The sequence below is a fragment of the Rhizobium quercicola genome (assembly GCF_021168455.1).
GTDB lineage: Bacteria > Pseudomonadota > Alphaproteobacteria > Rhizobiales > Rhizobiaceae > Ferranicluibacter > Ferranicluibacter quercicola.
Window position 1 is genome coordinate 430148 of record NZ_JAJOZR010000001.1, and the last position, 17800, is coordinate 447947.

A 17800-nucleotide genomic window follows, 5' to 3' on the forward strand; every position below is an offset into this window, starting at 1 on the left:
CCTATCGTTCCCTTCGAAAGTCGGGCTGACGCTTCTCGACGAAGGCCGCCATGCCCTCGCGCTGGTCGGGGGTGCCGAACAGGCGGTGGAACAGAGCCCGCTCGTACAGAATGCCTTCGCGCAGGGACAGCTCCTCCGCTTTCATCACGGCGTCCCGGGCAAGGCGGGCCGCCGGGCGCGAATAGGCGGCGATCTGCGCGGCGGCGGCCATAGCGGTCGCGACCACCTCGGCATCGGGCACGACGCGCGACACCAGACCGGCGCGCAGCGCCTCGTCCGCCGCCATCGTCCGCCCCGTCAGATGCAGGTCCATCGACAGGGCCCGGCCGATCCGCTTTGTCATGCGCTGTGTGCCGCCCATGCCGGCGATCACGCCGAGCTTGATCTCCGGCTGTCCGAATTTCGCACTTTCGCCGGCAATGGCGAAATCGCACATCATCATCAGTTCGCAGCCGCCGCCCAGCGCATAGCCGTTGACGGCCGCGATCTTCGGCAGCCGACTGTCTGCGAAGCGATCCCAGATTCCGAAAAAATTCTCCTCGATCATCTCTTCGGCGCTCTTGCCCGCCATCTCCGCGATATCGGCACCGGCCGCAAAGGCGCGGTCCGAGCCCGTGATCACGAGCGCGCCGACGTCCCTGTCCTGCTCCAGCGCTTCCACGGCCGCGACCATCTCGGCCGCGATCTGCGAATTCAATGCGTTGAGCTGTGCCGGACGGTTGAGCCGGATCAGCGCCACCCGGCCGTCCCTGCTGGCCTCTATCGCGTTTGGCATGGTCTTCTCCCCTTGCGTGTTCCCATATGTCCGAATGTAAGCCGCCTCACACCTCTGCCGGACAAAATCTAAAGCTGACGCGCGATGACGAGGCGCTGCACTTCGCTGGTGCCTTCGTAGATCTGGCAAATCCGCACGTCGCGGTAAATCCGCTCGACCGGATAGTCGGCCAGATAGCCGTAACCGCCATGCACCTGGATGGCCGCCGAACAGACCTTTTCGGCCATCTCGGATGCGAACAGCTTGGCCATGGAGGCTTCCGTCAGGCACGGCTTTCCCGCATCGCGCAGGCTTGCCGCATGCAGCACCAGCTGCCGCGCCGCTTCGATCTGCGTCGCCATGTCTGCGAGGCTGAAGCCGACGGCCTGGTGTTCGATGATCGCCTTGCCGAAGCTGCGGCGCTCCTTGGCATAGGCCGTTGCCGCCTCGAACGCCGCCCGCGCCATGCCCACGGCCTGCGCCGCGATGCCGATACGTCCGCCCTCGAGATTGGCCAGCGCGATCCGATAACCATCGCCTTCCGCGCCGAGCCGGTTCTCCGCCGGAATGCGCATGCCGTCGAAAGCCAGCGCGCAGGTGTCGGAGCTGTGCAGCCCAAGCTTGTGTTCGACCGAAACGACATTGTAGCCCGGCGTATCGGTGGGAACGATGAAGGCCGATATGCCCTTCTTGCCGGCCTCCGGATCGGTCACGGCGAAAACGATGATCACCTGGCCGTTCTTGCCGGAGGTGATGAACTGCTTCGAGCCGTCGATGACGTAATGATCCCCCTCCCGCCGTGCGCGGGTGCGCAGCGCGGAGGCATCGGATCCGGCCTGGGCTTCGGTCAGGGCGAAACCGCCGATCCATTTGCCGGACGCCATTCTGGGAAGAAAGCGGGCCTTCTGCTCCGGCGTCCCGAAGCGCAGGATCGGCACGCAGCCGACCGAGGAATGGACCGACACGATCGTGGAACAGGCTCCGTCCGCAGCCGCGATTTCCTCCAGCGCCAGGGCATAGGCGACCGTTCCCGTCTGCGAGCCGCCATATTCTTCCGGCACAAGCATGCCGAGAAAGCCGAGCGCGCCCAGCTCCGTCAGTTCGGCATGGGGAAAGGTGCTCTCGCGATCCCGCGCGGCGGCGCCGGGAGCCAGACGATGGACGGCGAAATCGCGGGCCGTCTCGCGGATCTGTTCCTGCAGGTCGTCAAGCAGCATCGGCTGTTCCTTTCGATGGCGATCGCGGTCGCATCTGCGCTTCCGGCGACAGCATCATATCGCCCACGACAGCGCGCCCTCGATCCGGTTGGATCGACGAGATTGGCCAGTCGTAAGGGATCGGGATGTTCTGGGGGGCGTCGTGACATGAATTCGACATCCGCGGTCCGCCCGCGGCACCCTTCGCGGTCAGATGTCGAATTCAAGAGCGTCACGCAAACATGAACGTGCTTTTGGTTCTCAAGATTCCGACATGCGCGCGCGAAGGTGCTGACATCGAACGCAACCGTCGGAGTCCTCTCCCTAGAGACGCGACCACGTCTGCGTCTTGCAGAGAACTTTCATATAGCATCCCTTCATCTTCAGGGATGGGCCGCTGACGGACGCAAAGGCGCCGTAGACATTGCCGTTGTCGGGATCGGAAATTTCACCCTCGTAGCTGGCGCCGGTCGAATGCACCTTGCCGATGGTCTTGCCCGCGTGTTTTCCGGTCTTGACGACATAGCAGTAAGCGCCGCCGCAGGGCGAAATCGCCACCGTCTCGCCGCTCGTCGCTTTCCATTCGCCGACGATGGCATCCGCCGCAATGCCGTGCGCCGCAAGGCCCAGGACCGTTGCCGCCGTTAACATCAGTGTTCGCACCATTTTTCCTCCTCCGACGCGCTTGGCGTCCCCCGTGCGAAACCTCGCACTCGCGTCAGGCGGTCTCCCACCACCCGGCCGATCGAAAATACCCGTTGGGCAAAAATAGTCAAGGCGTACTATTTTGAAGATCGACGCGATGTGGCGTCAGGCCTGCCGAAGAGGAAGATTGACGACGAGGCCGTCCATCTCGTCCGTTACGCGCAGCTGACAGGTCAGACGGGAACGTCCGGGCTCCTGCTCATAGGCGAAGCTCAGCATCTCCTCCTCCATGTCGTCCATCGGCGGCAATGCGCCGAACCATGCCGGATCGATATAGGCGTGGCAGGTGGAACAGGCGCATGCGCCGCCGCAATTGGCGTCGATCCCCGGAATATCGTTCTGCCGCGCACCCTCCATGACCGTGGAGCCGCAAGCGACGTCGATGACATGAGCGGTTCCATTACATTCAATATATGTTATTTTAGGCATATTACGGATTCTTCCGATCTGTCCTGACAGCCGATGGGGATCGGCCGCGGGAGCGGCATGTCATTACGCGGGCAAGGACCTCCCCGTCGCCACATCCTCCCTGCGACCCGGCATAATCATCACACGACAGACACAAACTAGTCAATTAGTCCTAGTATTTTACGACTATTTTATGCTAGCATTCCTTGTCGCGATGCGACAGCCTCGGGGAGGCGGGACAACTGGGAGGAATCTATGTTTCACAAGACACTGCTGGCACTTGCCGGCACGGCAGCTTGTGGCGTTTTGCCGGCACCGGCTGCAGCGGGTGCACTGGATGTATTACGTCAGGACTACGGCGTGCTGTTCGAACAGGGGACGGTGATCGAAAGCGACACCGCGTTCATCGCACCGAGCATCAAAGGCAATATCGCGGCACCCGGCTTCGGCGATACGGGCGATGTCGCTCCGAATTTCTGGATCGGCGGACTGGGTGTGAAGACGGATCTGACCAGCGACCTGTCCCTGGCCGTAATCGGCGATCAGCCCTATTATGCGGATCTGGAGTTCACCGACTTTCCGATCGGGCCCGTGACGACGGTTTACAAGACGCTCGAATTCACGGCCCTGCTGCGCTACAAATTCGATGATCGGTGGAGCGTCTTCGGCGGACCGCGGCTCGGAACCTTCGAGGCGGACGTCAACACCTTCGGCATCAAGTACAATCTCGATCGTTCCACGGCATGGGGCTACACGGCCGGCGTCGCCTACGAGATCGCCGACACCGGAACGCTCGCGCGGCTGGCCTATAAGTCTCCCCTGAAATTCGATTCTGCGGGAAGCGGTCTGGCCGTGACGCCCGGTGGCGGCTTCTACCCTGTTATCGGCGACATCGATGTCCAATTGCCGCAAAGCGTGATCCTCGACGTCCGCGTGCCCATCCTGCCGACAACTTTCTTTCTCGGCTCGATCACCTGGAACGAATGGTCCGCCATGAAGCTGAGGCCCGCCCAGAATAGCGGCAACAGCGGTTTCTCCGCCACCAACTACGACAACAACTGGGTGTTCGAGGCGGGGCTTGCCCAGTTCCTCACCGAGCACTGGATCGTGTCCGGATCGGTGACCTACGATACCGGCAGCCATGAGGAGCCCGGCCTGGATACGGTCTTCAGCCATCTGACCACCTATGCCGCCGGCCTGACCTATCTGGACGACAAATACCAGATCACGGGCACGGTCGGCTATACCGCGGTCGGAAGCACATCCGGCGCGGCAGAAAATCTCGGCTTCGCCCAGGCGAACTACAGCGGCAACAACGCCTGGAGCAGCCGCCTCAACGTCATCGTGAAGTTCTGAAACGACGAGAGCCGCGGCGTGACCGCCGCGGCTCTTAGCATCAAGTCTTGCTCCGACCTTCCAAACGCGCGCGCGACGACGGCCTGCGACCGTCACGATCCGCTGAAATTCGGCTTACGCTTCTGCAGGAACGCCTCTATCCCCTCGGCCTTGTCCTTGCTGGCATTGCAGATGAACTGGAAGTCGGCCTCCAGCCGGGTGGTGGCCTCGCGTCCGGCATCCATCGCATGCCGCAGGATCTTCTTCGTATATTTCAGGCTCAAAGGCGCCCCTTGCGTCGCCAGTTTTTCCGCCCGCGCAAGAGCCGTCTGCCGCAAGGTGTCCGCTGGGACCACCTGATTGGCAAGCCCGGCCTCCAAGCATTCCGCTGCCGTGACGCGGCGCTGGTCGGCGATGATTTCGAAGGCCTTGTGATAGCCGAAAGCGCGCAACAGCATCCATGACGTGCCGCCGTCCGGCACGAGGCCGATGCCTGCGAAAGGCGAGTAGAGAAAGGCGTTCTCGGCCATGATGATCATGTCGCACGACAGGGCATAGGCGAGCGAGACGCCGGCCGTCGCACCCGGCAGGGCGGCGATATAGGTCTTGTCGGATTGCGCGATATTGTCGATCAGCCGTGCGTGATCCTTGAGGATATGCTCGTTGATCGTGCCACGGCGCTCGGTGAAGCCTTCCGTCAGGTCCGCGCCGGCCCCGAAGCTGCGCCCCTCCCCCGTCAGGACGACGACGCGAATCTCGCGATTGGCCTCCGCCTTGTCCATGGCCTCGGACAGGCTCGCGCGCAGCGCATAGCTCGATGCGTTCATCACATCGGGCCGGTTGAAACTGATGAGGGCCACATGCGCGAATTCGGCGTAGATGACGGTCTCGTTCTCTGCGGTCATGGCGCTACTCCCTTTCGGCCGCGATGGCCTCGCGATCGGCCGTTTCGCGACGATAGTCCCCGCCGCCTGCGGCTTGCGGCACGATCTGAGCCGTATCGGCCCCGCGCGGACGAACCGCCGGGGGCGTCCAGTCGGCGGAGGAACCGGCAAAGCGCGGCGCTTCATGCGGATGCACGAGGTCGCCAGCGCGCAGGTGCGAGCGCCGTGCCCTGTTCTGCGGGTGAGACGGCGCCTCCAGATAGTCTAGCACGGGCGTGACGCAGGCATCGACCCCGTCGAAGAGCGCGGCCCAATCGTCGCGGTTCCGCGATGCGAAGACCTTTTCGAGGATCCGATGCTGGGCTGGCCAGGCGGCAGGATCGTTCTGAGGACCGAAGTCCACAGGATCGATTCCGAGGACACCCAGCATCCTGGCGAAGAACTGCGGCTCGATCGCGCCGGCGGCCATGAACTTGTGGTCGCTGGTGCGGTAGCAGCGGTAGAACGGGGCTCCGCCGTCCAGCAGGTTCGCACCGCGCGCCGCCGTCCATTGGCCATTCGCGGTCAGCGAATGCACCACGCCCATCATCGACGATGTGCCATCGAGGATGGAGGCATCGATAATATCGCCCGTCCCGGTTTTCTGTGCGCGCAGCAGGGCCGAAACGATGCCGAGCGCGAGAAACAGCGATCCCCCGCCGAAATCGCCCACGAGGTTGAGCGGCGGCGGTGGCGGCTCGCCGTCCTTGCCGAGTGCGAGCAGCGCGCCCGTGAGCGCGATATAGTTGATGTCGTGTCCGGCCATGCCGGCCCAAGGTCCTGTCTGCCCCCAGCCGGTCATCCGCCCGTAGATCAGTGCGGGGTTGCGCTCAAGGCAGGCCAGCGGCCCGACACCCAGCCGTTCGGCGACACCCGGCCTGTTGCCCTCGATCAGCACATCGGCCGTCTCGACAAGATCGAGCACGATGTCCGCCGCGCCGGCCTTGCGCAGATCGACCACGATGGAGCGCTTGCCCCGCGCATCGACGCTCGGCAGGTCCGGGCCGGGCCGGTGGACGACGATGACATCGGCGCCGAGATCGGCCAGAAGCTGGCCGCAATAGGGGCCCGGTCCGATCGCGCCCAGTTCCACGACGCGATATCCGGTGAGAGGCTTCGGCTGGACATCCATGGTTCAACCGCCCAGCCGTTCGATGATGATCGCAGGCGCCTGCCCGCCGGCGGCGCACATGGTGACGAGACCATAACGCTTGTCCTGACGCTCGAGTTCGTCGAGGAGCGTACCGATGAGGATCGCGCCGGTCGCGCCGATCGGGTGGCCAAGCGCGATCGCGCCGCCATTGACGTTGACCTTCTCCCGGTCGAGCCGAAGATCCCGGATGAATTTCTCGGTGACGACGGCAAAGGCTTCGTTGATCTCGAAGAGATCGATATCCGCGATGGTCAGCCCGGCTTTCTCCAGCACCTTGCGCGCGGCAGGCACCGGCGCGTTGAGCATCAGGGTCGGATCGTCGCCCATATTGGCGGTGGCGACGATCCGGGCGCGGGGCTTCCATCTGCGTTTCGCGGCGAAGGCCTTCGATGCCAGCAGGAGAGCGGCCGCGCCATCGACGACGCCCGAGGAGTTGCCGGCGTGATGCACATGGTCGAAGCGATCGATCTGCGGATAGCGGCGCTGAATCAGCATGCCATAGGTTTCCCCGGTGCGTTCGTCCGCCACGATGTCCCGGATCTTGTCGAAGGACGTCTTCAGGCCCGCCAGCGTTTCGAGCGTGGTGCCCGGCCGCGGAAATTCCTCGCGATCGAGCGCCAGCGACCCGTCGGGGTTATGGACGGCGATCAGCGAGCGGTCGAACCGCCGGTCTTCGATGGCGGCGGCGGCGCGTCTCTGGCTTTCCACCGCGAGAGCATCGACGTCGGCGCGCGTGATCCCCTCAAGCGTCGCGATCGCATCGGCGCAGACGCCCTGCTGCGATTGCGGATGCAAGGCCCGCAGATCGGTGTTCCCCGCATCCACGATCGGAGACAGGCCCGCGGTGGCGGTGAAGCTCATCATCTCGCTGCCGCCGGCGACGACGCAATCCTCGAAACCGGAGCGGACCTGCGCGGCGGCAAGGCTGACAGCGGTGATGCCCGAGCCACAGAAGCGGTCGAGGGTGACGCCGCTCGCCGCCACGTCATAACCCGCATTCAGGGCTGCCATCCGGCCGAGATCGCAGGACTGTTTGTCGACCTGAGCGGACGTGCCCCAGATCACGTCGTCCACCTCCCCGGTATCGAGATCGTTGCGGCGCGCAAGTGCTCGCAGCACGGTCGATCCGAGATAGCTCGGATGCAGATGCGCCAAGGCCCCTTTTCCGGCTTTTCCGATGCCGCGCGGGGTCCGGCAGGCATCGATGATATAGGCGTCAGACATTGTCTATCTCCCTGAATGTGTCGCGCGTCGCGTTGCCGTGCCTGCTCAGCGCGGCGCCATGCGGATCGCGCCGTCGAGACGCACGTCTTCGCCGTTGAAATAGGAATTTTCGCACATGTGAACGGCAAGCGCGGCATAGTCGGCCGGATCGCCCAGGCGCGACGGGTTGGGGACCTGGGCCGCGAGCGCCTGCTTGACGGTCTCGGGCGCCGACTGCAGCAGGGGCGTGTCGAAGATGCCCGGCAGGATGGTGTTCACGCGGATCAGCTCGCGGGCGAGATCGCGGGCGATGGGAAGTGTCATACCGACGACGCCGCCCTTCGAGGCGGAATAGGCGGCCTGGCCGATCTGTCCGTCTTCCGCCGCCACGGATGCCGTATTGACGATCGCCCCGCGTTCCCCGTCGATCGGCGGCAGGAGCGCCATGCCGGCCGCCGATTTGGCGATGCAGCGGAAGGTGCCGATCAGGTTGACCTGAATGATTTTCTCGAAGTCGGCCAGGGGGAAATGCGTGATCGCGCCGCTGTCCCGGTCACGGGAAATCGTCTTGATGGCATTGCCGATACCGGCGCAATTGATGAGGATGCGCTCTTGCCCGAGGGCTTGCCTTATCGTGGCGAAACCCTGGTCGACGTCGGTCTCGGACGACACGTTAACCTTGGCATAGGCGCCGCCGAGCTCTTTCGCGAGCGCTGTGCCCAATGTGTCGTTGAGATCGAAAATGCCGACCCGTGCGCCGCGCGACGCGAGAAGTCTGGCGGTGGCGGCCCCGAGACCGGACGCGCCGCCGGTGATGACGGCCGTGATTCCATTGAGATTCATGTGATCCCCCTCAGTTCAGGATGCTTTGATAATTCTGGGAAAAGACGTCGCGGCCGATGATGTACCGCATCACCTCCGCGCTTCCGGCGTAGATCCGGCTCATCCGCGAGGCGGTGAAGATCGACGAGATCTCGTATTCTTCCATATAGCCGGCGCCGCCATGCATCTGCAGGCCGAGATCGGCCATGCGCCATTCCAGCTCGCTTCCGACCATTTTGGCCTTGGCAGCGAGGTTGGCGGTCAGCCGCCCGGCATTGTGCTCGGCCACGCAGTGATCGACATAGACCTGGTAGATATCGAGCTCCGCATCCATCTCGGCCATGCGGAACTGCGTGTTCTGCTGCTGCGACAGCGGCTTTCCGAAGACCTCGCGCTGCATGACATAGTCGCGCGTGATGTCGAAGGCGCGCCGGCCGACGGCAAGATAGCCGCAGGAGGCGATCAGGCGTTCCTCGGCCAGCCCCTCCATCAGATGGTAGAAGCCCTTGCCCGGCGTTCCGAGCACATTCTCCTTCGGCACCTTGACGTTGTCGAAGAAGAATTCGGCCGTGTCCTGTGCGTGAAGACCGATCTTGTCGAGGTTTCTCCCGCGGGTGAACCCTTCCATGTCGCGCTCGACGATGAGGAGAACCATCGCATGGCGACCCTCCGCGCCGTGGAGCTTGGCCGCCGTGATCACCACGTCGGCATTGATGCCGTTCGAGATGTAGGTTTTCGAGCCGTTGAGGAGGAAATGGTCGCCCATGTCCTTTGCGGTGGACTTCATGCCGGCAAGGTCGCTGCCGGCCCCGGCTTCCGTCATCGCCACGGCGAGGATGGTTTCACCGGTGACGCATTTGGGCAAGAAGCGCTCGCGCTGTTCCTCCGTGCCCAAATTCTTGAAGTAGGGGCCGACGAGCCGGCTGTGGAGCGTGTTGTACCATTCGCTGCAGCCGGCGCGCGCCGTCTCCTCGATGATCACCTGCTCGAAGCGGAAATCGCTTTCGCCCAGCCCGCCATATTTCTCCTCGGGCCAGATCATCAGCATGCCGAGATCGCCCGCCTTACGGAAAATCTCGCGCGGGACGATCCCGTCCTTGCGCCATTGCGGCATATACGGCTTGACCTCGGCGTCCAGGAACTTCCTGTAGGACTGCCGGAAGAGGTCCTGTTCCTCGGTAAAGTTTCTCTGCTGCATGATTCCTGTTTCCTTATGAGACGGCGCGATGCGGCTGACGTCAGGGCAGCCGGGCGCCGCCGTCGAGCCGGATGGTCTCCGCGTTGATGTAGGGGCACTCGACCAGGAACCGGACGAGCGAGGCCAGTTCCGATGGTTTGCCGAGGCGCTTGGGAAAGAGAGGCTGATGCGCCAGCGCGTCCTGCGCCGGCTGGGGCAGACCTTCCATCATCGGTGTCAGAAACAGTCCCGGCGCCACGGTGTTGACCCGGATGCCCACATCGGCGAGGTCTCGCGCCATCGGCAACGTCAAAGCGACGATCCCGCCCTTCGAGGAGGCATAGGCGGCCTGCCCCTTCTGGCCATCGAAGGCGGCGACCGATGCCGTCAGAACGATGGCGCCCCGTTCGCCGTTCTCGTCGGGCAGATTGGCCTGCATCCGCTCGGCTGCAAGCCGGCAGACGTTGAAGGTGCCCGCGAGATTGACGTCGAGGACCTTCCTGTAGAGCGCCAGCGGATGCGCCCCGGCCTTGCCGATGGTCTTTACGGCCACGGCGATGCCGGCGCAGTTGATCGCGGCGGTGACCTTGCCGAAAGCAGACTGGCAGGCGTCGAGCGCCGCCGAGACGTCGCTTTCGCTGGTGGCATCGGCCCTTGCGAAATGGGCCGCGCCGTTCAGATCGCGCGCCAGCCTCTCGCCGCGGTCCGCATCGAGATCCAGGATCGCGACCCGGGCACCGCCGACGACGAGATTGCGCACGCAGGCTTCGCCAAGGCCGGAGGCGCCGCCCGTCACGACGGCCACGGTTTCGGTCAGTTTCATGATGGTCTCCTGTTCCGACGTGCCAGCGCGCTGTGCCGATCAGGCTGCGAGACGATAGCCATCGAGCTTTTCCAGCTGCTGCGCCGTAACCTTGAAGCGTTCGCCATAGGCGCTCGAAAGCTGGTCGCAGCGGGTCTTGAAAGCGTCGATGCCGGTCGATCGGATGAACTGGAGCGCCCCGCCGGTGTGACGCGGAAAGCCGATGGCGATGACCGAACCGATATTGCCTTCAACCTCCGTGCGCAGAACGCCTTCGTCAAGGCAGCGCAGCGTTTCCAGGGCCTGACGGTAGATCAGGCGGTCCGACACGTCTTGGTCCGGAACGTGGCGATTTTCGATGACGAAATCGGCAAGGCCCGGCCAGAGCCTCTTGGTGCCATCTTCGAGATAATCATAGAAGCCCGCCTTGTCCCTGGCCCGGCCGCCCCGTCCGAGATCGCACATGGCCGGCACGATCCGGTTGGTGGCCGTGTTCTGACGGCCAAAACCAGAGACGACGCCCAGCATGCCGTCCAGGGTCTTGTGGGTCACCATCGCCATTTTCGACAGGCTCAGCGAAATCTCATCCTGAACCGCGAAGGGACCGACAGGCATGCCCGCATTCCAGGCGGAACGCTCGATCACCACCGGATCGACGCCGTCCTGCAGCAGCTGCATTCCCTCGTCGAGAAAGGTGCCGAAGACCCGGCTCGTGAAGAAGCCGCGGGAATCGTTGACGACGATCGGCAGGTAGCCGATCTGGCGGGCGTAATCATAGGCCTTTCGCACTGTGTCCTGGCTCGTCTTGGCACCGACGATGATTTCCACGATCTTCATCCGGTCCACGGGGCTGAAGAAATGCAGCCCGATGAAACGGGTCGGATCCGGGCAGGACTCCGCAAGAACGGAGATCGGCAGGGTCGAGGTGTTCGAGCCGTAGATGCCCCCATCGGCCAGCAGCGGAAAGCTTTCCTGAATGACCCGGCGTTTCAGATCGATGTCCTCGAAGACGGCCTCGACGATGAGATCCGCCCCTCGAAGCGGGCTGTCCGTGGCCGTGGGCTCGATCAACGCCAGCAGCCCGGCGGCCTGCTCCGCGCTCATGTGGCCGCGCCCGGACGCCTTCGCGACCAGCTTCTCGGAATAGGCCTTGCCTTTTTCGGCCGCCTCCAGGGAAACGTCCTTCAGGGCGACGGGGAGCTTTCGGCTGGCATGCGCCCAGGCGATGCCGGCGCCCATCATGCCGGCGCCGATGACCGCAGATTTCGTGAAGGTCACAGGCGCGCCTTCCGGCCGGAACCGGCCCGACCGAATGTCCTGCATGCCGAAGAAGGAGAAGCTGATCGCCGCCTTCGCCTCGACCGAGGGAATGAGAGCGCAGAGGCCCCGTGTCTCCGCCCGCAAGGCGCTTTCGAAGCCCATGCGCATCGAATTCACGGCAATGTCGAGGATGCGCTCGGGTGCCTTCATCAGTCCGCGTGTCTTGGCAAACAGCATCGGCGGCGCCACCATGGCCAGCTGGCGAATCTTCGGCGCATCGGCATCTCCGCCGGGATAGCGGAAGCCCCGGCTATCCCACGGCTGGGTCGCGGCCTTCGGATTGGCGCGGATCCAGTCCTTTGCGGCGGGAATCAGATCCTCCACCCCCTCGACGATCTCGTCGACCAGGCCGAGCGAAAGCGCCGTTTGCGGCGGGAGCATCGTGCCTTCGGTCAGCAGCGGCAGTGCCGCCTTGAGCCCGAGCAGGGCCGTCAGCCGGACGATGCCGCCCGCCCCCGGCAGAAGGCCGAGCGTCACCTCGGGCAGGCCGACGACCGCCTTCGGGGAGGCCACGATGATCCGGCGGTTGGCGGCAAGGCACATTTCGTAGCCACCGCCGAAAGCCGCCCCGTTGATCGCGGCCACGACGGGAACCGGCAGTTTCTCCAGCGCGCGGAAGGGCGCCTTGTTGCGCTCGATCATCGCGAACAGATCGTCCGCCCCCATGACATTGCCGAGAATGTCCTGAAGATCGCCGCCGGCAAAAAAGGTGCTTTTGGCGGATGCGAGCACGACGCCGGAAAGGTCCTTCGTGGCGCCGAGGCGCGCGATGATCTCTTCCATCGCCGCGACCCAGGCCGCCGTCATCGTATTGGCCGATTTGCCGGATGCGTCGAACGTGATCGTCGCAATGCCGTCCGTATCCAGATTCCAGTGATATTCCGTCACAGTGCTCTCCTTAGACGCGTTCGATGATCGAGGCGATGCCGATGCCGCCGCCGACGCACAGGCAGATCAGAGCCCGCCGGGCCTTGCGCCGTTCCAGCTCGTCCAGAACGGTGCCGACGAGCATGGACCCCGTCGCGCCGAGAGGGTGGCCCATGGCGATGGCGCCGCCGACGACGTTCAGCTTTTCATCGGGAACGTTCAGGTCGCTCTGAAGCCGCAGCACGACGGCCGCGAACGCCTCGTTGATTTCGACGAGGTCCATGTCCTCGGCCGTCAGCCCGGCCTTCTCCAGCGCCTTTGTGGCAGCCGGCCCCGGACCGGTCAGCATGATCGTCGGTTCGGTGGCCGTGACCGCGACCGAGAGGATCCGGCCCCTTGGCGTGAGACCGAGGGCCCGCCCGATCCGTTCGTTTCCGACCAGCACCAGCGATGCGCCATCGACGATGCCGGACGAGTTGCCGGGGGTGTGGACATGGTCGATCCGCTCCACATGCCGGTATTTCGACAGGGCCACCGCATCGAAACCCATCCGCCCCATGCCCTCGAAGCTCGGCTTCAGCGACGCCAGGGCGCGCATGTCCGTTTCCGGACGGAGGAAATCGTCACGCTCCAGAATGACGACACCGGAATCGTCGCGCACGGGAACGACCGAGCGGTCGAACCAGCCGCTGGTCTGCGCATGAGCCGCCTTGCGCTGGCTGGCCAGCGCCACCTGATCCACCCGCTCGCGATCATTGCCGTCGATCGTCGCGATGAGATCCGCGCCGATGCCCTGGGGCACGAAACGCGTCGCGAAACCGGTCTCGGGGTCCTCGGCGATCGGTCCGCCATCGGACCCCATCGCCACGCGGCTCATGCTTTCGAAGCCGCCGGCGCAAATCAGGTCTTCCCAGCCCGACGCGACGCGCGCGGCGGCGGTGTTGAACGTATCGAGCCCGGATGCGCAGAACCGGTTCACCTGTGCGGCCGGAACCTTCTCGCTCCACCCTGCCCTCTGAAGCGCGACCTTCGGCAGGTTGCCGCCCTGCTCGAGCGTCGGGCTGACGCAGCCCATGACCAGATCGTCCACCCGTGACGTATCCAGATCGTGCCGCACCTGCATCTCTCTGAGGAGACCGGCCACCAGATTGATCGGCTTGACCTCGTTGAGGCCGCCATTCGGCTTGCCCCTGGATCGCGGCGTCCGTATCGCCTCGTAAATAAACGCAGCTTCCGCCATGCTCAGCCTCCCTTCAAAGCCCTCGTTCGCAACCACATCGGCAGCTCCAGACATGCACCCGCGCTCGCTGCCTCAGGGGCCGCGTGGTCAGAGTCCGGTGCTGTCGGTGTTGCGCCCTCCCGGTCGCAGTCTCCCTGATCGAATGGCAAGGCCGGCGCGCCTGTTCCGGCGTCCGCTGTCCACGATCGTCACTGGACCATAAATAGTCTATGATGACTAGTCAAACACTTTTAATTCGCGTCCGCGTCGCTTTCCCGTGCCGGCCCGGGCCCTCGTTCCAGGCGCTGCCATGATGCTTGACAGAGATAAGTAGTCGTGCATGACTAGTTTACGTCAGGCCGCATGGCTCTCTGGCGAATGAGGAGGAGGACATAAAATGGCAATTCATGGAAAGTGGCAGCTGTCGATCAAAACGCCGATGGGGGTCCAGACGCCGATGGTCGAACTTCATCAGGACGGGGATACGATCACGGGCAGCATGTCGGATGCGACCGCGACCGGCCCGATCGACAATCCGAAGGTTCAGGGAACGACCGTCACCTGGACCAACAACGTCACGAAGCCCGTTCCGGCACTTCTGGAGTTCACTGCGCATATTCAGGAGGACAACAGCCTGACGGGGAACGTCAAGCTCGGCCCGTTCGGCAATGCGGCGATGACGGGAAAGCTGATCTGACACGGCTGAACCGCCGAAACGGGGCGACGGATCCACCGGAGCCCATGTAAAGAAACAGCCTGCAGGTTTCCGGAAAACGGTAACATCGATGATCGTGCGGTCCGTGGTGCTTGCGGGCCGTTCGTCCGGCGCGGAGACAGAGTGGGTGGCTCTGTGCCGTGCCGGCAGCGATGGGAGGAGAGAACGATGACCGAAGCCAACGCCCGGCCGACGGATGGTGCGGGTGCGCCCGAACGCGACGAATCGTGGTGCGCCGAAGAGCAAATTCACGATCTGGTCGCTCTGATGAAGGACTGGAGCCGTCGCTACCCGGACCGTGTCTGGCTTTTCGAGCCATGGCCCGGGCCGGCCGGCCGGCCGGATGGAGACAATGGCGCATGGACCTGGGCGCAGGCGGCGGCGGAAGCGCTGGCGCTGGCCTCCTGGATCGAGGAGACGCTTCCGGCACGCGGGCGCAACATCTCGATCCTGTCGCGCAACCGTGCCCACTGGATCCTCGCGGATCTCGCGATCATGGCCTCGGGCAATGTCACGGTGCCGATCTTCACGACACAGTCAGCTGACATCACCCGCTACATCGTCGAATTTTCCGAGATCGATATCCTGTTCGTCGGCGAAGCCGAGAACTGGCAGAAAGTGCGCGACGTGATCCCCGATCATGTGACGATCGTGCGTCTGCCGCAGACGCCGGACGTCGATGCCGATCATGACTGGTCCGATCTGTTGCAGAAGTATCATGGCCGGCAGCCCGCCTATGCCGGGCGGAGCGACGATGTCGTGACGATCGTCTACACGTCCGGGACGACCGGTGTGCCGAAGGGCGTCATGCACACGCACCACTCTCTCATCGCCCCCATGCTGCGCTCGACCGAGCCTCTGGAAATCGAACGATTCCCCCGCTTTCTCTCCTATCTGCCTTTGTCGCATCTGGCCGAACGCGAACAGATTTTCGCAATGAGCCTGGTTCAGTGCGGCAGCATCAGCTTCATGGAAAAGCGCACGACGCTGCTGCGCGACATGCGACAGGCACGGCCGACATTTTTCTTCGGCGCGCCGCGCGTCTGGGAGCAATTCCAGCAGGAGATCCTGGCGTCGTTCGGCGGCCGCGCCGCATTCGAGGCCGCCTATGCGGCCGATGCCGCCACGACGGCGCAGACGGCACGGGCCTTTCTGGGTTTCGAGGACGTCAAGGTGCTGTTGTCCGGCTCCGCGCCCATTTCCAGATCGCTGCTGGAATTCTACGAATCGCTCGGCTTCACGCTTCTGGAAGGGTTCGGGCAGACCGAGGCCATGGGCCTGATGTGCACCCGCCGCGACGTCATGCGCCTCGGCTCGATCGGCAAGCCGGTCGACGGGATCGAGGCCCGGCTTTCGCATGAGGGCGAACTTCTCGTGAAAGGTGACGGCTTCTCGCCCGGCTATTTCAAGGATCCGGAGAAGACAGCCGAAACCTTCGTGGACGGCTGGGTCCATACCGGCGATCGCGCCCGCGTCGATGAGGACGGCTTCTATTACATCACCGGCCGCATCCGGGATTACTTCAAGACGATACACGGAAAATACGTGGCGCCGCTGCCGATGGAGGACGCCTTCGCCAAGCAGGCCGAAGTGGATCAACGCTGTCTGCTCGGGCGTGGCTATTCCAAGACGGTGATGATCTGCACGCTTTCCCAGGCCGGCCGCAACGCCGCGCCGGAAGACCTGTCGCAACGGTTGAGCCAGCGGGCCGAGGCCATCAACGCCGGGGTCGAGAAACATGCACGGATCGGCGCCGTCATCGTCGCCGATGAGGAATGGGCGATCGACAACGGCTTTCTCACCACCACGCTGAAGCTGAAACGGGACAGGGTGGAAACCGTCTACGGAGAGCTTGCGGAAAAGCTTGCGCTGCAGTCCGCCGAACAGAAGCGGATTCTGGTCGCGTTGCGCCCCTGACCCGTCTCGGCAGGTGCGGACCATCATCAAAGGGAGACCGTCTATGGCACATTTCGTGGTGGTTGGCGCCGGACAGGCGGGCGCTACTCTGGTCGCCAGGCTGCGCAGCGCGGGGTTCGATGGCGAGATCACGCTGATCGGCGAGGAGAACAGTCCGCCCTATCAGCGGCCGCCGCTGTCGAAGGCCTATCTTCTGGGAGAGATCGAGGCCTCCCGGCTCTGGTTGCGGGCGCCGGACTTTTTTCGGGACAACCGGATCACCCTGAGACTGGGGCAACGGGTCGCCTCGGTCGATGCCGAAGCGCACATTCTGACCGTCGGTGGCGACAGGCTGCGTTTTGACCAACTCGCCTTCACGACCGGGGCTGCGCCGCGCAGGCTGCCGGCCACGGTCGGCGGCGACCTGTCGGGCGTCTACACGCTGCGCGGACTGGATGACGTCAATGCCATGCGCCACCGCTTCGTCGCCGGGCAAAGGCTCGTCATCGTCGGCGGAGGATATATCGGGCTGGAGGCGGCGGCCGTGGCGGCAAAGCGCGGGCTCGCAGTCACCGTGGTCGAGATGGCGCCGCGCATTCTGCATCGCGTCGCCGCGCCGGAAACATCGGACTATTTCCGCGCGCTTCACGCCGCACACGGCGTCAGGATCGTCGAAGGCGTCGGGCTGGACAGACTGGTGGGCGACGGTGCGGTCAGGGCCGCGCGGCTGACGGACGGCGAGGAAGTGCCGGCCGATTTCGTCATCGTCGGTATCGGCGTCCTGCCCGCCACCGAGCTGGCGGTCCAGGCGGGATGCGTGATCGAAAACGGTATTCGCACCGACGCATTCGGCGAAACCAGCGTGCCGCACCTCTGGGCCGCGGGCGATTGCGCCTCCTTTCCGCACGGAGCCATTCGCCTGCGTCTGGAATCGGTCGGCAATGCCGTCGCCCATGCCGAAACCGTCGCCGAAAACATGCTGGGTGCGGGCAAGGCCTACCGTCCGAAACCGTGGTTCTGGTCCGATCAGTACGATCGCAAACTGCAGATCGCGGGGCTCGGCGCCGGATATGACAGGATCGTCACGCGCGGTTCTGCGGCCGGAAAAGAAATGGGGCCGGAGAGCGGGCCCGCCAGCGTCTGGTACTTCGCCGGCAGCCGGCTTCTGGCGGTGGACGCCATCAACGATGCCCGCGCCTATATGGTTGGCACACGGCTGATCGAGGCCGGAAAACCGGCCGATCCCGCGCGGTTCGAGACGATCGAGGATCTCCGGCAATTGCTCGCGTAAGCATCCGCTCCCGG

At 64.2% G+C, this 17800-nt stretch carries 16 protein-coding genes; 4 read left to right on the forward strand and 12 right to left on the reverse strand.

The window, feature by feature from the left end; translation table 11 throughout:
• Nucleotide 1: 1 nt before the first annotated feature.
• The 4 genes from LRX75_RS01885 to LRX75_RS01900 form a co-directional block, all read right to left on the reverse strand.
• Nucleotides 2–775, reverse strand: a complete 774-nt coding sequence (locus tag LRX75_RS01885; RefSeq protein WP_231811500.1) for an enoyl-CoA hydratase-related protein — start codon at nucleotides 773–775, stop codon at nucleotides 2–4.
• A 68-nt stretch (nucleotides 776–843) separates the two neighbouring features.
• A complete protein-coding gene (locus LRX75_RS01890; RefSeq protein ID WP_231811501.1) occupies nucleotides 844–1971 on the reverse strand; it encodes an acyl-CoA dehydrogenase family protein in 1128 nt (375 codons plus the stop codon).
• Nucleotides 1972–2274: 303 nt separating this feature from the next.
• Complete coding sequence (locus LRX75_RS01895) at nucleotides 2275–2616, reverse strand: DUF2147 domain-containing protein (RefSeq protein WP_231811502.1); 342 nt, start codon at nucleotides 2614–2616, stop codon at nucleotides 2275–2277.
• A gap of 144 nt (nucleotides 2617–2760) precedes the next feature.
• Complete coding sequence (locus tag LRX75_RS01900; protein ID WP_231811503.1) at nucleotides 2761–3084, reverse strand: 2Fe-2S iron-sulfur cluster-binding protein; 324 nt, start codon at nucleotides 3082–3084, stop codon at nucleotides 2761–2763.
• Between the two features lie 234 nt (nucleotides 3085–3318).
• Here LRX75_RS01900 and LRX75_RS01905 point away from each other — a divergent pair, with 234 nt between their 5' ends.
• Nucleotides 3319–4419: an OmpP1/FadL family transporter gene (locus LRX75_RS01905; RefSeq protein WP_231811504.1), complete on the forward strand. Its 1101-nt coding sequence runs from the start codon at nucleotides 3319–3321 to the stop codon at nucleotides 4417–4419.
• Nucleotides 4420–4511: 92 nt separating this feature from the next.
• Here the strand turns inward: LRX75_RS01905 and LRX75_RS01910 are convergent, their stop codons facing one another.
• From LRX75_RS01910 to LRX75_RS01945, 8 genes are read right to left on the reverse strand one after another with little or no spacing between them, the layout of a single operon-like run.
• Entirely contained in the window at nucleotides 4512–5303 is a 792-nt protein-coding gene (locus LRX75_RS01910) for an enoyl-CoA hydratase/isomerase family protein (protein ID WP_231811505.1), read from the reverse strand.
• Nucleotides 5304–5307: 4 nt separating this feature from the next.
• On the reverse strand, nucleotides 5308–6453 hold the full coding sequence (locus tag LRX75_RS01915; protein ID WP_231811506.1) for a CaiB/BaiF CoA transferase family protein: 1146 nt from the start codon (nucleotides 6451–6453) through the stop codon (nucleotides 5308–5310).
• Between the two features lie 3 nt (nucleotides 6454–6456).
• The gene (locus LRX75_RS01920; protein WP_231811507.1) at nucleotides 6457–7698 is read right to left on the reverse strand and encodes an acetyl-CoA C-acetyltransferase; all 1242 of its coding nucleotides are present in this window, start codon (nucleotides 7696–7698) and stop codon (nucleotides 6457–6459) included.
• Between the two features lie 45 nt (nucleotides 7699–7743).
• On the reverse strand, nucleotides 7744–8520 hold the full coding sequence (locus tag LRX75_RS01925) for an SDR family NAD(P)-dependent oxidoreductase (RefSeq protein ID WP_231811508.1): 777 nt from the start codon (nucleotides 8518–8520) through the stop codon (nucleotides 7744–7746).
• A 10-nt stretch (nucleotides 8521–8530) separates the two neighbouring features.
• On the reverse strand, nucleotides 8531–9697 hold the full coding sequence (locus tag LRX75_RS01930; protein WP_231811509.1) for an acyl-CoA dehydrogenase family protein: 1167 nt from the start codon (nucleotides 9695–9697) through the stop codon (nucleotides 8531–8533).
• A 40-nt stretch (nucleotides 9698–9737) separates the two neighbouring features.
• Complete coding sequence (locus LRX75_RS01935; RefSeq protein WP_231811510.1) at nucleotides 9738–10499, reverse strand: SDR family NAD(P)-dependent oxidoreductase; 762 nt, start codon at nucleotides 10497–10499, stop codon at nucleotides 9738–9740.
• Between the two features lie 39 nt (nucleotides 10500–10538).
• Nucleotides 10539–12686, reverse strand: a complete 2148-nt coding sequence (locus tag LRX75_RS01940) for a 3-hydroxyacyl-CoA dehydrogenase NAD-binding domain-containing protein (RefSeq protein ID WP_231811511.1) — start codon at nucleotides 12684–12686, stop codon at nucleotides 10539–10541.
• 10 nt (nucleotides 12687–12696) lie between these two features.
• Nucleotides 12697–13905, reverse strand: coding sequence for an acetyl-CoA C-acetyltransferase (locus LRX75_RS01945; protein WP_231811512.1), 1209 nt, complete (start codon nucleotides 13903–13905; stop codon nucleotides 12697–12699).
• Between the two features lie 376 nt (nucleotides 13906–14281).
• On the opposite strand from LRX75_RS01945, the gene LRX75_RS01950 reads away from it, so the two are divergent.
• The 3 genes from LRX75_RS01950 to LRX75_RS01960 all read left to right on the forward strand — a co-directional run bounded on the left by LRX75_RS01950 (nucleotide 14282) and on the right by LRX75_RS01960 (nucleotide 17786).
• Nucleotides 14282–14581, forward strand: a complete 300-nt coding sequence (locus tag LRX75_RS01950; RefSeq protein ID WP_231811513.1) for a hypothetical protein — start codon at nucleotides 14282–14284, stop codon at nucleotides 14579–14581.
• Nucleotides 14582–14767: 186 nt separating this feature from the next.
• Nucleotides 14768–16516, forward strand: coding sequence for an AMP-binding protein (locus LRX75_RS01955; RefSeq protein WP_231811514.1), 1749 nt, complete (start codon nucleotides 14768–14770; stop codon nucleotides 16514–16516).
• A 43-nt stretch (nucleotides 16517–16559) separates the two neighbouring features.
• Nucleotides 16560–17786 (forward strand): NAD(P)/FAD-dependent oxidoreductase, encoded by a 1227-nt coding sequence (locus LRX75_RS01960; protein ID WP_231811515.1) that lies wholly within the window; start codon nucleotides 16560–16562, stop codon nucleotides 17784–17786.
• Nucleotides 17787–17800 lie beyond the last annotated feature (14 nt).

Bases quoted from the DNA above. Each gene is read 5' to 3' on its own strand.
- LRX75_RS01885 (WP_231811500.1), bottom strand. From the start codon at position 775: ATGCCAAACGCGATAGAGGCCAGCAGGGACGGCCGGGTGGCGCTGATC.
- LRX75_RS01890 (WP_231811501.1), bottom strand. From the start codon at position 1,971: ATGCTGCTTGACGACCTGCAGGAACAGATCCGCGAGACGGCCCGCGAT.
- LRX75_RS01895 (WP_231811502.1), bottom strand. From the start codon at position 2,616: ATGGTGCGAACACTGATGTTAACGGCGGCAACGGTCCTGGGCCTTGCG.
- LRX75_RS01900 (WP_231811503.1), bottom strand. From the start codon at position 3,084: ATGCCTAAAATAACATATATTGAATGTAATGGAACCGCTCATGTCATC.
- LRX75_RS01905 (WP_231811504.1), top strand. From the start codon at position 3,319: ATGTTTCACAAGACACTGCTGGCACTTGCCGGCACGGCAGCTTGTGGC.
- LRX75_RS01910 (WP_231811505.1), bottom strand. From the start codon at position 5,303: ATGACCGCAGAGAACGAGACCGTCATCTACGCCGAATTCGCGCATGTG.
- LRX75_RS01915 (WP_231811506.1), bottom strand. From the start codon at position 6,453: ATGGATGTCCAGCCGAAGCCTCTCACCGGATATCGCGTCGTGGAACTG.
- LRX75_RS01920 (WP_231811507.1), bottom strand. From the start codon at position 7,698: ATGTCTGACGCCTATATCATCGATGCCTGCCGGACCCCGCGCGGCATC.
- LRX75_RS01925 (WP_231811508.1), bottom strand. From the start codon at position 8,520: ATGAATCTCAATGGAATCACGGCCGTCATCACCGGCGGCGCGTCCGGT.
- LRX75_RS01930 (WP_231811509.1), bottom strand. From the start codon at position 9,697: ATGCAGCAGAGAAACTTTACCGAGGAACAGGACCTCTTCCGGCAGTCC.
- LRX75_RS01935 (WP_231811510.1), bottom strand. From the start codon at position 10,499: ATGAAACTGACCGAAACCGTGGCCGTCGTGACGGGCGGCGCCTCCGGC.
- LRX75_RS01945 (WP_231811512.1), bottom strand. From the start codon at position 13,905: ATGGCGGAAGCTGCGTTTATTTACGAGGCGATACGGACGCCGCGATCC.
- LRX75_RS01950 (WP_231811513.1), top strand. From the start codon at position 14,282: ATGGCAATTCATGGAAAGTGGCAGCTGTCGATCAAAACGCCGATGGGG.
- LRX75_RS01955 (WP_231811514.1), top strand. From the start codon at position 14,768: ATGACCGAAGCCAACGCCCGGCCGACGGATGGTGCGGGTGCGCCCGAA.
- LRX75_RS01960 (WP_231811515.1), top strand. From the start codon at position 16,560: ATGGCACATTTCGTGGTGGTTGGCGCCGGACAGGCGGGCGCTACTCTG.